Origin of the sequence: Nostoc sp. (assembly GCF_036916735.1) — a bacterium.
Lineage (GTDB): Bacteria > Cyanobacteriota > Cyanobacteriia > Cyanobacteriales > Nostocaceae > Nostoc.
On sequence record NZ_JBALFV010000115.1, the window covers coordinates 1 to 14,443 of the forward strand.

General features: G+C 39.8%; 11 protein-coding genes and 1 pseudogene. 4 read left to right on the plus strand and 8 right to left on the minus strand.

Features of this window, described 5'->3' with window-relative positions; all coding sequences use genetic code 11:
* Positions 1-243: 243 nt before the first annotated feature.
* The 3 genes and pseudogenes from V7L20_RS28540 to V7L20_RS28550 form a co-directional block, all read left to right on the plus strand.
* Positions 244-1,104, plus strand: coding sequence for a Tab2/Atab2 family RNA-binding protein (locus V7L20_RS28540; protein WP_334747309.1), 861 nt, complete (start codon positions 244-246; stop codon positions 1,102-1,104).
* A gap of 420 nt (positions 1,105-1,524) precedes the next feature.
* Positions 1,525-2,838, plus strand: coding sequence for a TldD/PmbA family protein (locus tag V7L20_RS28545; protein ID WP_334747310.1), 1,314 nt, complete (start codon positions 1,525-1,527; stop codon positions 2,836-2,838).
* A gap of 74 nt (positions 2,839-2,912) precedes the next feature.
* Positions 2,913-3,315, plus strand: a pseudogene (locus tag V7L20_RS28550) (universal stress protein); the annotation flags it as partial.
* 93 nt (positions 3,316-3,408) lie between these two features.
* Here the strand turns inward: V7L20_RS28550 and V7L20_RS28555 are convergent.
* The 4 genes from V7L20_RS28555 to V7L20_RS28570 form a co-directional block, all read right to left on the minus strand.
* On the minus strand, positions 3,409-3,906 hold the full coding sequence (locus tag V7L20_RS28555; RefSeq protein ID WP_334747311.1) for an ester cyclase: 498 nt from the start codon (positions 3,904-3,906) through the stop codon (positions 3,409-3,411).
* An 88-nt stretch (positions 3,907-3,994) separates the two neighbouring features.
* The gene (locus V7L20_RS28560; protein ID WP_334747312.1) at positions 3,995-4,186 is read right to left on the minus strand and encodes a hypothetical protein; all 192 of its coding nucleotides are present in this window, start codon (positions 4,184-4,186) and stop codon (positions 3,995-3,997) included.
* Positions 4,187-4,393: 207 nt separating this feature from the next.
* Complete coding sequence (locus V7L20_RS28565; RefSeq protein WP_334747313.1) at positions 4,394-5,539, minus strand: glycosyltransferase family 4 protein; 1,146 nt, start codon at positions 5,537-5,539, stop codon at positions 4,394-4,396.
* 34 nt (positions 5,540-5,573) lie between these two features.
* A complete protein-coding gene (locus V7L20_RS28570) occupies positions 5,574-6,791 on the minus strand; it encodes an O-antigen ligase family protein (protein ID WP_334747314.1) in 1,218 nt (405 codons plus the stop codon).
* Positions 6,792-7,083: 292 nt separating this feature from the next.
* On the opposite strand from V7L20_RS28570, the gene V7L20_RS28575 reads away from it, so the two are divergent.
* Positions 7,084-7,209 (plus strand): hypothetical protein, encoded by a 126-nt coding sequence (locus V7L20_RS28575; RefSeq protein ID WP_334747315.1) that lies wholly within the window; start codon positions 7,084-7,086, stop codon positions 7,207-7,209.
* A 153-nt stretch (positions 7,210-7,362) separates the two neighbouring features.
* Here the strand turns inward: V7L20_RS28575 and V7L20_RS28580 are convergent, their stop codons facing one another.
* The 4 genes from V7L20_RS28580 to V7L20_RS28595 form a co-directional block, all read right to left on the minus strand.
* Positions 7,363-7,659 carry a WGxxGxxG family protein gene (locus tag V7L20_RS28580; RefSeq protein WP_334747316.1) on the minus strand — a complete coding sequence of 99 codons (297 nt, stop codon included), beginning with the start codon at positions 7,657-7,659 and terminating at the stop codon, positions 7,363-7,365.
* A 368-nt stretch (positions 7,660-8,027) separates the two neighbouring features.
* Positions 8,028-10,085: a serine/threonine-protein kinase gene (locus V7L20_RS28585; RefSeq protein WP_334747317.1), complete on the minus strand. Its 2,058-nt coding sequence runs from the start codon at positions 10,083-10,085 to the stop codon at positions 8,028-8,030.
* A gap of 427 nt (positions 10,086-10,512) precedes the next feature.
* On the minus strand, positions 10,513-11,565 hold the full coding sequence (locus tag V7L20_RS28590) for a serine/threonine-protein kinase (protein WP_334747334.1): 1,053 nt from the start codon (positions 11,563-11,565) through the stop codon (positions 10,513-10,515).
* Positions 11,566-12,177: 612 nt separating this feature from the next.
* The gene (locus V7L20_RS28595; protein WP_334747318.1) at positions 12,178-14,412 is read right to left on the minus strand and encodes a glycoside hydrolase; all 2,235 of its coding nucleotides are present in this window, start codon (positions 14,410-14,412) and stop codon (positions 12,178-12,180) included.
* Positions 14,413-14,443 lie beyond the last annotated feature (31 nt).

The following is a 14,443-nucleotide window of genomic DNA, read 5'->3' on the forward strand; positions in this document are numbered from 1 at the left end:
AAAGACTCGTTCATCCACCTCAAAGACTCGTTCATCCACCTCAAAGACTCGTTCATCCACCTCAAAGACTCGTTCATCCACCTCAAAGACTCGTTTATCCACCTCAAAGACTCGTTCATCCCTCTTGTCTCCTTGTCTTTCCTGCTTTGCCTCCACTCTCCCTCCCTTATTCCCCATGCTGCCCTAACACTCGTATGATCGAGATATCAGGAAAACATAACAGCCAGATTTTTACCGCAAAACATGGGCAGTATTTGGGAAATCGATTTTTACTCCCGTCCGATTTTGGACGCTAATCAAAAAAAAGTTTGGGAAGTCTTAGTCTGCGAAAGCCCCTTGGATATCAGTACAAAAGCAGATTCTTTGTTTCGTTATACTCAATATTGTCCTAGTACCCAGGTAAATTCGGGCTGGTTGCGGACAGCATTGCAGGAAGCTATTAACCAAGCTGGAAAAGCACCAACTAAAATCCGCTTTTTCCGCCGTCAAATGAACAATATGATTACTAAAGCCTGCCAAGATTTGGGCATTCCCGCCCAGCCTAGCCGCCGTACTTTGGTTCTCAACCAATGGTTAGAACAGCGCATGGAGGAAGTGTATCCTCAAGAGGCAGGATATCAAGGGGGGGCTAATCCCTCAGTCCGCTTGGAAAAACCTTTGCCGCAACGTTTGCCAGATGCTTTGGAAGGACAGCAGTGGGTATTTGTTACCTTAGATGCTGGGGATTTTGCTGATATGCCAGAGTGGGAAATTGGCTTTAGTGAAGCTTTCCCTTTAGAATTGGCAAAAGTTTCACCCGAAACCCGTATTCCTGGTATTTTGATTTTCTCATCAAGAGCGTTGCCCTTAGCAGGTTGGATGTCTGGTTTGGACTTGGCTTTTTTAAGATTTGATAGCAGCGAAGAGGCAAGATTGCTTTTAGAAACTGGTGTAACCGAAAGCTGGATTGTGGCAAATATCAAAAAACCTCAACTTTTAGCAGAAGCCAAAGGTTTTGAAGAAGCCAAGCGAAAAGCTAATGGAGTGCATTTTATCGGTGTACAGTCTGATCCCAAAGCACAATCTTTTGCCGGTTTTTGGCTGTTGCAAGAGGTTAATCTTTGAAAATAGAGATTGGGGATTGGGGGGCAAGGGGGCATACTTCGACTCCCTTCCCTACGGGACGCTACGCGGTAAGCGTAGCTATGCCACAGGCTTTACGACTACCAAGAGGGCAAGTCGCTCAGTACAAGGGGGGCAAGGGGAGAATAACTAATGACCAATGACTAATAACTAATAACTAATGACTAATGAATAATGACTAATGACTAGATCCGTTGAGACATGGCAATGATTTGGGATAATTAACTGCGTCCATTAGCGTTGATCTGCGGTTCCAAATTACAACTGCCGAAACATGCTGATGATTTTTGGATAGTTATCTGCGTTCATCACGTAGAAAGTTTGATCGTCGGTTTTTGACGATCGCACTTTCAAAAGACAGCGTTGATATGCGGTTCAAAATCTACAATTGCACTAAGGGTCATGGGTTCTGAAAATTTGTCACAAGATACACTAGCAGAACAGCTGCTGGAACTAGCTATTAAATCTGGAGCAGAAGCTGCTGAGGTGTATCAGTCGCGATCGCTTTCTCGTCCAGTGTTTTTTGAGGCAAACCGACTCAAACAGCTAGAAACCAACCAATCTGAAGGCACAGCACTACGACTTTGGCGAAACGGGCGTCCGGGACTGACGGTGGCTTACGGTTCTGTCCTAGCCGAAGTATTGGTGGAAAAGGCTCTGGCTCTAAGTCAACTCAATCAACCAGAAACAGTAGAATTAGGCTCTAACTCTCAGCCCTCTTACCCAGATTTAGGGGAAAGTGTGCCGATAGAGGTTTTGGTGGACTGGGGCAAAGAAGCGATCGCACTCATCCGCGATGCCTATCCCGATGTTGTTTGCAATGGTGACTGGGAATGTGATATTGAAACTACCAGAATAGTCAACACTAAAGGCTTAGATTGTTACTACACTGATACTACCCTCAATTGCTACATATCAGCTGAATGGGTGCGCGGTGATGATTTTTTAAGTGTTGCCGATGGCCAAACTAAGCGGGGCGAACTCCACCCGGAAATATTAGCTAACCAAATTTTACAACGGTTAATTTGGTCTAAAGAAAATGTCTCATCTCCTACTGGTCGCGTCCCGGTTTTGTTTACTTCTAAAGCCGCTGATATGATTTGGGGCACTGTGCAAGAAGCTTTGAATGGCAAGCGAGTTTTAGAAGTAGCTTCCCCTTGGGCAGAACGTTTGGGTAAGGCAGTAGTTGCACCCAGTCTCACCCTTTACCAAGATCCAGAAGCTGGCCCTTATAGTTGCCCTTTTGATGATGAAGGCACTCCTACTCAATTTTTAGTATTTATCCAAAACGGAATTTTACAGCATTTTTATAGCGATCGCACCACCGGACGCCAACTGGATACTGAAACAACTGGAAATGGTTTTCGTCCTGGTTTAGGTAGCTATCCCACCCCTGGTTTATTTAATTTTCTGATCCAGCCAGGTTCAGCATCACTATCAGATTTAATTCAAGAACTGGATGATGGCATAATTGTGGATCAAATGCTGGGTGGTGGCGGCAGTATTTCTGGAGATTTTTCAATCAACGTTGATTTAGGCTACCGCGTCCAAAATGGTCAGGTAATTGGGCGTGTTAAGGATACGATGATTGCAGGTAATGTCTACACTGCCCTTAAGCAATTAGTTAAACTAGGTAATGATGCTGATTGGAATGGTTCTTGTTATACTCCATCTCTAATAGTAGAAGGACTATCCACGACGGGGAGAAGTAATTGAATTGGGGATTGGGGATTGGGGATTGGGAATGAATCAGCGCTTTGGCATCTGGTGGCAGCCTAGAAGAGGTTTAGCGATCGCCCAGCATCGGCAATGGTAGATTATTAGTGCCAGTAGCGAATCCCGAAACAGCAGGTATTTTATTAAAAATGGCAGCAGCTATTGCCCGCGATCGCCATTATGAAATAGATTGCGTGCAAGTGATGCTAATCCCCGCCACAGTTCCCCATCAGAAACACAGGTAAGGACGGCAAAAAGTCGCCGCAAATTGTCTAATACTGTAGTTGCTCTCCCAGTCCAAGCTAATTCAATCGCTGAAGGTGTGATTAACTTAGTGCAAACCGAAGGTTACGATGTTGTAGTTTTGGGAGCATCGCGCGAGGGATTGTTGCAGCAAGCGATTCAGGGTAATATTCCAGAAGCGATCGCCGTGTAGAAAGTACAGTGATTTTGGTTAGGGGTGCGAGTCATAAATAAACTAAATCGATTGGTATCTTCTTGCGATCGCTGTTACAAAAGTAGTAGTTTCACGATATTGGTGCTAAAAATGAACATCATACTCTTAAGCTATTAATTCTTGTTAGCTCTTGTTAGCTTGAATAAAAGACTTTTAAAAATATATAGAAAAAGGGCAGGCCCTGGTAGAAAAACAATACCCAACTGTTGCATTAATCCAAGTGCATCACCTTGCCCCCAATGCTCTACAATTTTACCGTTTTCAACGCGATCAATATGCATGATTGATAACTTAATTTCTTTACCTGTTGAAGGAAGACCTTGAAATTCACCAAGATGCCTAGCTGTAAATGTTCCACAAGTAACAACTTTATCTCCTTGAACAAGCACTTGGTCAAATGTATGTTGACCGTTGGTAAAGGCTAAGTAAAAAGCCATACCAAACTGTTTAAAACCTTCAGCATCAAGAGGAGCAGGTGTACCAGCGATATGAGCAACAAAATTGGGTGCCAAAAGTGCCAAGGCTTGGCTAATATTCCGGCTGTCGAAAGCTCCATAGAACTGAAGAACGATATCTTTATTTTGTTTAGTTGGACTTATTTCTCTACACATACAACCTGACAAGTAACTTATCTAAGTAATTTATTGTCCCATTGTTTGTCCGTCTATTACGCTATTTTGTCAAGTGAGCGCCCATTTATTAATTAGAAAATACACCAATAATTAGAGTAAAAATTATTGGTATTAAGATTGGAATAGCAACTATAAGTCCCCACTTACCAAACTTAATTTCCTCACCTTCAGATTTTAGAAACGCAATCCAACCTACAACTCCCATCAAAATCCAAATAAATCCAAAGGCAAGAAATATAACAAATACTGAATCGTCCATTTTTTACCAAATTTTATTAACTTGTAACTAAGTTGTTACGTATTTAAATTGTATATTTACTTGTGTACCCCTCTGGGAAAGCAAGCTAGCAAGAGCGTCTCCTTCAGGAGAGGGTTGTCATTAATCATTTGTATTTAAAAGGACAGATGACCATTAAGTGCATGACAGTCTTAACAATTGCAATGTACAATCTAGACGCGCATCAGCTTAATTAGCATTGACTATTTTTGCTAAACTTGTACAAAACTGGCTAAAATCAAAAGCTTCAATAGTTTTTTGTTGTAAGTATTCTGGTTGGTAAATTCTTGAGTTATAGTAATCGCCTTGCAGGATTTGAATTAGATTATCGGCAATTTCTTCAATGTTATCAGGGTCAACTAAACATCCCAATTTACCCTCAGCCAAGGGTTCTATGGAACCATCTTGTTTACCCGCCAGCACAGGTTTCCCACAAGCTAACGCTTCTAGATAAACAATTCCAAATCCTTCTCCTTTACTAGGTAAAGCAAAAACATCGCAAAGATTGTAATAATCACATAATTCTTCATCTGGTACAAATCCTGCTATGGTGACACAATTTTGTAAATTTAAGTTGCTAACTAAAGCTTGAATTCGAGGTATATCATCCCCTTTACCGACAAGCATAAAGTGAACATTAGGGACATGCAGGCGCACTTTAAGTAAGGCATAAAGCATTTGCTCATAACCCTTATATTTTGCCATACGTCCCATCCGCGTTACTGTTAGAATTACAGGCTGTTTATCTGTTAAATTATATTGCTTGAGCAAGTAGGTAGGTTTAGAATTTATTTTAAATTTATTGGCATCAAACGTATTAGGTAAAAAGACTATTTTCTCAGATTCGATGTTTTTATATTGAAGCAAGCGCTGGCGAGTGTAATTACTAACACTAATAATTTTATCTGCGTTTACTAATGCTAATTTTATAACATTATTTTCAATATCCCAAACTTCTAAGCCATGAGCAACTACCCAGTAAGGAATTCCAGTGAGAAGTTTTAGAATATAACAAGCAGTGGCATAGTTAACATGAGTTGATATAACTATAGTGGGGCGTCGGATAATAGCCAAAATAATTATTTTGGTAGCAAATAAAATAGTTTGCAATAATCTTGGTACATCTCCAAAATAATGGAATTTTGTTACACTTAAAAATTGTAAATTTTGCTGTTTTCTTAAATTACGCTTATCATACTTCAAAAACACATCATAATTAGCTTCAATGTATACATTTTGTAAAGCTTTCAGCAAAAATGTTGAGTAAACTTGAATACCTCCTTTAAAATCAAAGATATTCGGAAAAATTAAGTAAAAATGATGTTTGTTAATCATAGCTTTTTTGAAATTTTTGAATAATTTCAGGCTTTCATTGCATAATAAAATCTTTTCGATAATTAATAGCTACTGCTATAAAATAAAACTCAATAGTTGTAAAAATATAATCTTCAGCAAAAAAATCTGGCATTTGAGACGCTAAAAATATAATAATCGGAACAGTAACTAGAGAATTAGCATATTTAACTTTAAATGTTATTCTTAATAAAAAATTAGTAAATAGTAATAATCCTGGAATTCCTTGTTCTGCTAACACATTTAAAAATATATTATGTGCATGATAACCTTTGTGTCTCCAAACTTTTACTCCTATCTGTTCTGGAAAAACTCCTATGCCTATACCAGTAAGTGGCCTTTTAATAGTTTCATTAATAGCTGCCTGCCATATTTCAAATCTTGATAAACCTGTTTTTATTATAGTAGTAGGTGTTTTTTTATTTAGATTTACTAAATTTGAATTTTCTGAAAATACATTAATTAATGGAAATATTTTACTATCTGCCAAACCAATTCTTTGTGTAGAAACTGGTATGGTTACAATGCATAAAATTAAAAAGCTAGTTAGATAAATCATTTTTCTAAAACTAATAATTTTATATATTAGTAAAAAAAACATGCCAATCATGAAAGTGAACCAACCATTTCCACTAGCAGATAAAGCTAAGGAAATTATAAAAATTAATTCGCTAACATATAATTCAATTTTAGAAATTTTATTCTGCTTTTCTAAAATTAGGCTTAAACATAATCCAATGGCTACTATTACCCCAAACTGATTAGGGTTTTGCATAATTGAACCAATTTCTGGATAAAAGCTGGGGAATTTTAATAATTTGAAAATCCAATGGTTGGGAAGTAAAACTTCTAAAAAACCCAAACCTGCAATGATCTGTATTAAATGTAATATGCAACGATAGTAAAGTGTTAAATTTGCATTGTTAAAAGTTAAAATCAAAAAAGCAAAAAATAATATGTAATAAATAGAATATTTCATACTATAAGTAAGAGCAATATTTGGAAATTGGCTCATTAATGAGGAAAGCCACATCCACAAATACATTAAACTTATAGATATCAAAATGACTTTATGCTTTTTAACAACTTCTGGTATAGATTTTAAAGACAAACTAATTAAACTAAAACTAAATGCAGGAAGTAATAAATAATGAATACCAATATTTATTCCAGGAAATTTAATCCGCCCTAAAAGTGAAGCAAATAGTATGAGCAGGAAAAATATATTAATCATAACCTTGTCATTGTGGATACTTTTTGACCAAAAACGCTAAATTAAACCCACATTCGCAAGTTTAAGCAGAGATTATGATGTTTTGTCTCAGCTAAGAGGATGTTTTAAAAGTCCGATTCTAGGTATCAAAACGTTTTGAATCCTCCTAAATCCCCCTTAAAAAGGGGACTTTGATTCCGGTTCTTCCCTGTTGTTAAGGAAGGTTAGGGGGGAATTAAGTACCTAAAATCACAAGAAAATACTTTTAAAACATCCTCTCAAATACTGAGTACGTAAAGAATATTATCATATTATGGCCATTGCTGATGTACGTAAACTTAAGAGCGATCGCCAGCCTCTGGATTTAACAAAAACAACCATCGGTGAAGCTCTAAAAACTAAACTAGGAGCGCAGTTTGGTTTACAAATTTCATTTTAGAGAAATCTCAATTAACAATTCAACTGGGCAAACTTGGCACGCCCTCACTCCCCAAGGACTGCAATCATGTATACACACAAACAAAGCCTGCCGATGCAGGCTTTTCCTGTAATTATCATTAGAACTTACGTAAAATTAGAACGCAACTCATTATTAAAAGTTGGAGCGGGAGCCAGAGGAGCCTACAGCGTTAGGGTCACGATGAGCTACATCATCGGCTTTGCGGCTTTTACGACCAAATAAACCAAATAAACCGAGCAAGCCTAGCAAACCCCAATCACCATCCCGATAATTTCTGTCAGTAGCAGCGCGGTCTGTAGTAGTATTTGTAACAGTTCCATCGTTAGTGGTTGTTGTCTGAGCCGAAGCAGGCATAACTGTAGGCAAGGTAGCCAAACTTATAGCTAGAGCAGTACTTCCGAGAATTTTAGAGACGTTAAAGCGTTTCATGATCGCATTCCTTAATTCAATTGCTGCAAGTAATAGTTAAAGCTTATTAAGTTCTGACAGCGTCAGCATCAATCTTTAGCTGCAAATCTAAATCAGCTTAAAGGTGCATTAGCGATTGAGTAAATAAGCATTTTGGTAGGTTATATTCCTAAGTATGGTAAATTATGCAATATTGAAGCCAGCCCCTTTAGGGAAGTCAAAAGTCAAAATTAATAATCCTTATAAATAAATTTAGAGGGTGACAGATGCCGATAATTGAAGGCAATATTTCTGCCGCGATCGCATAAAATTGTCAGCCTGTATTTTTCTGCTGCAAACTATTGAAAAATGTTGTATTGCATCTGAATAAAAACCGCTATAATTTCTTATCACTGAGACAATTGCCAAATTTTAATAGTATTATCTTCACTACCACTGACAAGGGTCTTGCCATCAGGACTAAAGGTTATAGATGTCACAGTGTTGCTATGCCCCCTCAATGTTAAAATTTCTTCTCCTGTAGCTGAATTCCAGAGTTTGATGGTGTGATCGCGGCTACCACTAGCAATAATTTTGCCATCGGCGCTAAAAGCTACGGATGTGACTGTATTGGCATGTCCCATTAGGGTGCGAATTTCTTTTCCTGTAGCTAGATTCCAAAGTTTGATGGTGCGTAGGCGTAGCCCGTCGTAGACATCGCGGCTAGCACTGGCTAAAGTTTTACCATCTGGGCTTATAGCCACAGCTGTTACTGTTTGGTAATTTCCCTCCAGTGTGCGGATTGAGTAACCTTTTGTCAGATTCCAGATTTTGATAGTCTTGTCAAAACTGCCACTGGCAAGAATCACGCCATTAGGGCTAATAGCTAGCGATCGCACCCAGAATGTATGCCCTGTGAGTGTCCGAATTTGCTCTCCTGTTGCTAAATCCCAGATTTTGATGGTGTTGTCATCACTACCACTAACCAGAGTCTCGCTATCAGCACTGATGGCTAAAGCATGAACTGAATCAGAATGCCCTGTAAGAGTGCGAATTTGCTTTCGCTTTACTAGATTCCAGACTTTGATGGTGTTGTCATCACTACCACTAACCAGAGTTTTGCCATCTGGACTGATCGCTACCACATTTATCTGCTGAGAATGCCCGTCGAGTGAAGAGATTTGTTTACCTGTTGCGAGATTCCAAAGTTTGATTGTGCGGTCACTCCCACTGCTGGCAATGGTTTTGCCATCGGGGCTAATAGCAACAGATAAAACCGAGTTTTCATGTCCTTGCAAAGTGTTAGCTAAGGAAACCTTACCCAAAGTAATCTTTAGCGGTTGACTTAAAAACGCTTCATCTTTGCCAGAATTATTATGTTGAGTCAGCCGAGAAACCAAACTGGTCTGAATCCGGCGAAAATATTTATACCAAGATTCTTGGAATCCAAATAATAGAATCAAAGCACTTATCAAGATTAAAATTCTCAGTAAGGGATAACTTTTTGGTAAATCTGGTGCTTTCGTTGGTGGTATTTTTCCAGAGGATTTCCCGGCTGGTGGTAATGCAAGGAGTTGTTTTGGACTCAAGTCTCTGAGAACTTCATCGGCTGACTGGTAACGTTCATGGATATCTTTTTTCAAAAGCTTGTCGATGACAAAATCCAACTCAGAATTTAATGGACTCCGCAAATATTCCCGCCAATTATTTACCCAGGCGTACCCAGATTCCATCCACAACTGAAAGGGGGAATTTCCCGTTAGTAGATGAAAGCAGGTAGCTCCCAAACCGAACAAGTCACTGGCGGGGAAAGCTTTACCATCTCTAATCTGTTCCAAGGGTGAATAACCATGTGAACCGATAGATGTACCAGATTTTTGCTGAACTTTGACAGTGAATTGCTTTGAGGAACCAAAATCAATCAGACTTAATCGCCCATCACTTTTATTGCGGATAATATTTTCTGGCTTGATATCTCGATGAATAACTTTGCGATCATGGATAAATTTGAGGATAGGTAGTAAATCTAGCAAAATAGATTGAATTTCTCTAGAGTTATAAGTCTTACGCTGCTGTAACTCCTTTAATAAATTCTCTCCATTAATAAACTGCTGCACTAAATATAGGCAGCCATCTTGCTCAAAGTAAGCAAGCAAAGTCGGAATTTGGGGATGTTCCCCAAGGTCTTGTAGTCGCTGTGCTTCTTCAGCAAACAACTCCATCGCCTTTTTTTGCGACCAAGTTCCTTGGAATTTTGGAGCTAATTGCTTGATAACACAACGTTCATTGAGTTTATCTACATCTTCTGATAGATAGGTTCTGCCAAATCCCCCCTCATCTGAAAGGACTCGGATGACACGAAAGCGATTTCTTAAAAGTGACACCAATGGGGTGCTACAACTTTGGCAAAACTTCTTTCCATTGGGATTCAGGGGATTTGAGCAATCGGGATTTAAGCAGCAGATCATGATCTGACAGGCGCGACTGCATGACAACTTAAGCTAAGTTTGCCCCGAACTTTCCCTTAAGAAAATTGACTCTCGTTTACTCGTGGTAGAAAACCCTGTTCTGGGGATTGGGGAATTACTTAATATAGTTAGCGTTTGTAAATAGTAGTCAGTCTTCCTCATCTGTGGAAAACTACGAGAGCCATAAGATTAATTATTCTCTAGATTATATAATAAATTGAATAAAATTTTTTTCGGAACTTTTAAACCTAGTAATTTTGCTTGTATATCGGCAAGCGATAACTTACTAAGTATTAAAGATAAACCCTGATTAATTAACTATTATGACTATTTAATGTAGTTAAAATACTTACTAAATTTATTTTTGATATTTTCAATCATCCATGATTAATTGTTAATTTGATACTTTAAGCAATTGCGACCTTCTTTACTTCGCTCTTGCTCTCCATTTCCGAATAGCATTTGCAGTTCTAGCTACAGGTGGTATATATACATCAGGAATTTCGTGGGAATTTCCGTATTGTGCAATACTTTTATTATTTAATTTTTGGGTAGTTAGACAGTCAGCTAAAGCAGGCAAATAGCTTTCATGGCCTAAAGCTTTCATTACTTCATCGGCAGTTTTAAACCGATCGTTTAACGAAATTTTTACCATTTTTCCTAAAATCTGGGCGAAACTGTTGCTAATATTTACCTCTTTTCGCCAGCATATTTCACCAGTATTTGCGTCGTAGTCAAATTCTAAAGGACTTTTAGCAGTCAACATAAAAATACAAGTTATACCCAGTGCATAAATATCACTGGCATAAACTGGACGTAGAGAAAACTGTTCTGGTGGTGCAAATCCCCTAGTTCCGATAAAGTTGGTGTTTGCAACTTGATTAGGAGAGTTTTCACAAGCATCAGTTAATAGCTCTTTCACCGCCCCAAAATCAATCAGCACTATTCGCCTATCATACTCACACCGCAATAAATTCTGGGGCTTAATATCCCGATGAATTACACGATGTTTATGAAGATACTGTAATACAGGTAATAATTCTTGCAAAAACTGTTTAACTGAGGCTTCACTTTTAGGCCCAGTTTGCCGTACTTCTCGTGTTAAAGTTAAACCTGGCACATATTCTTGGATTAAAAAAAACTCTCCATTCGCCTGAAAGTAGTCCAATAGCATGGGGATTTGCGAATGACTACCGAGTTGGCCCAAAGTTCTTGCTTCTTTTTCAAAGCGCCTACATGCCCTTTGCCAGCTTTGAGGATTAGTCACTTTTGGACAAAGCTGTTTAATAACACACAGAGGATTCCCAGGTAATACAGCATTTTTGGCTAAAAACGTGATCCCAAATCCACCTCGACCCAAAATTTGCAATATTTCATAGCGATTGCCAAATAGCCTCTTGGAACCACACATCTGGCCAAGTAGAGTTTGCTGTGAAATGCTCTCTTGAGAATTCGTTATTTTCTGAGAAAAGCGATCCATTAGCATAAAATATCTGCTCTGAAATGTTTTTAATTCTACGACAAATATTCATTAGCAACAGTAATATTACTGAATCTTTGCCAAATCAACATTACTTTTCTATTAAAAATTTAAAAACCAAAAATAAATCTCTGTAGAACTAGGGCGTGTCACCACCAAAAACAGGGGAGCAGGGGAGAGACTGGGACAGAGCTTGTACTTTGCCCCAGAGCAAGCGTCCTTTATGACGCAGGGCTGTTTCATTCGATCTCAAGCAGGATTTTGTCAAGAGTATGAGTCAGAAATTTGCTTGAGTGGAAAAAACAAAAACTATCACCTCAATCGGTAAATTTAAGTGCGTTGGCAAAGCTTTGCCGTACTCCTACGGAGAAGCAAGCTACGCGTAGCGTCTCGTAGAGAAGGCATCGCCATTTTCTTGCACAATCAGATTTTTTAGTCACCTGATTTTTTTGCTTGAAACGCTTGTAAATCAGCGCCTTTTAGGGAATGAAACAGCCCTGCCTTTTTAAGGGGGTCGCCGTAGGCGGGGGATCTTAACCGAACCGTATTGGAAGAGGGAGAGGTCTTTTAATTCGATGTAAAAAAATGGTATAACACCAAACCTATTGAGTTCTAAGGCACCTCAATGGGAATCAAAGCATTTTCTGGCAAATAGTTGCAAAAACGCCCTTCATCTGCAAGCACCAAAATCAGACGCAAAGGATAATCTGGCGGAACTTGCAAATCTGCCCACGGTACTGCTAACTCTAAACAACTATTTAAAGCTACTTGAGCGCGACTAAAACGGGGATGCCATTGATAATTGTCTCCAGCTTCCCGAAACTGAATCGATTGCGTCAGCAAATTAATTTCTAGAAGATGGTGGAAAAGGTAATTAAGTGGGGCTGCATCTGGTAAATCTGCCAAAGGAACTGGGCTGTTAACCATTGTTTTTTCTGGATAGAACCAGAGCAAATTCAACTCTGCTGGCAAATCTTGCCCCGGTGCAGCGCCACTTTTAAAGTCCAGCCGTAAATAGAAATTGAGGTGATCCACCCCATACCAAAGTCGCTGGATGACACTGCTGTTGTGCATCGTCCCCCGCGCCCCGCCGATTTCTATGCGTCCAGCTTTGTCCCAATCTTGTTCATCACCCCTACCATCGATAACAGGATGAATAAACCCTTGTGGGGTGTGGTTTGCCTGTGCTTGGTGGTTTTCCACTGGTTGCTTGAGATAGGGCGGTACAGGTTCATTTAATGCTTTGTAAATACCAAATAAGTGTTCTCGAAACAACTGATCAAAGATGGCATCCTGATTTGACGAGTGTCCTGCACCAAACCACCAAAACCAGTCTGAACCCTCTGCGGCATACAACGCTTCCCATGCTTCTGGATTGTTTTCTTCTGTCGCTTCGGGATGACTTGCCAGCATTTCCCTTGCTTCTGTCAAATAATCCCAAGCACGATTTTTGGCGGGATCGCCGATCCAAGTGGTGAAACTGCCATCTACCCAAGAACCACTATGTAGTTGTCCTCCGGGAATGGTGGCTGTGGCTGGAAATTTTTCGAGAAATTCAGAGACAGTGACGAGTTTGAGGCGGGGTTCATCGCTCAAGGTTTGATATAAAGCTTCTAGGAAGGGTTTGCCGTCTTGGGGATAAAATTCCCAGCAATTCTCCCCATCCAAAGCGATGGTAACTAGCCAAGGTTGCTCACTTTGACTTTCTCTTTGCATTTTAGCGATCGCTTGCAAATGTCCCACTAAATCTGCTGCTGCCTTTTTTGCTGGCATCGCACTATAAGTAAAGCCAATCAAATCTGATAATCTGTGGTCACGAAATACAATTGACAAGTCACCCTCTGCGGTTTGCAAGCGATAGGGTTGATACAACAGTTCTGGTTGCTGTACATTCCCTGCCCCATCCCGATGAAAAAAGTGTTTCAGTGTCCACCCCAAGACGGCTTCATCTGAGCATATCCACTTAAAGCCTTGGTTAATAATATGTGGAAGTATTGCCGGACTTACTGATTGTTCCGAAGGCCATAAACCACGAGGTATCTGTCCAAAGCGTTCTTTATAAAAGTTCCAACCTTTCCGCAAATGACGAGGAATATCTTCTGACCATTGAAAACGCTGCTTAGGTAATGTCATATTTGGCACGGCTACCCGGGCAGAGTTAGTATCAGCTAGCAAGGGTAAAATCGGGTGAGTGTAAGGCGTGGTGGTAACTTCTAGCTGCCCCGCCTCCTGCATTTTTCGATGTTGGGGAATAATGCGGCTGAGGATTTCTCGCTGTTTGGAATAAATGCGCTGGCGATCACTTAAAGTATAATTCCGGCCCTGTTTTAACCAAGTAGCAATTTCCGGGTCATCCCAAAACAGAGGATCGATCCAAACCAAATTGTGCCAAGCTAGCAAATCGCCATAATCTGGCAATTCCCAATTTGCTAAACACCAAGCTTGCCCCTTATCCTGCCTTTGCTCGTACAACTCGGCATAACGGGGATGAGGGTCAATCAGAGTATGGTGATTGGCATCGAAAAAGTGTTGGATGATAAATTCGCGCTGTTGCTGGGTGAGTTGTTCATCCGGTGTTAAGCTGGCTGTGAGGTAAGGGTCAAAAGCAGTGCCAGCAATATAATCTTCTAATTGCAATATCAGCGATGGAACTAAATTCACCGTCTGGTGTAATTGAGGATACCGCTCTAAGAGCAATACCAAATCCAAATAATCTTTAGTCCCATGCAAACGTACCCAAGGAAGCCTGTACTGCTGACTAGAAGATAGCGAAACGCCGCTGCCAGGAGATTTGTACAGCGGCTGATGTTGATGCCAGATAAAAGCGATGTAAAGAGGATGGGACATAGGAATAGTTAGGAGTTAAGAATAAGGAGTT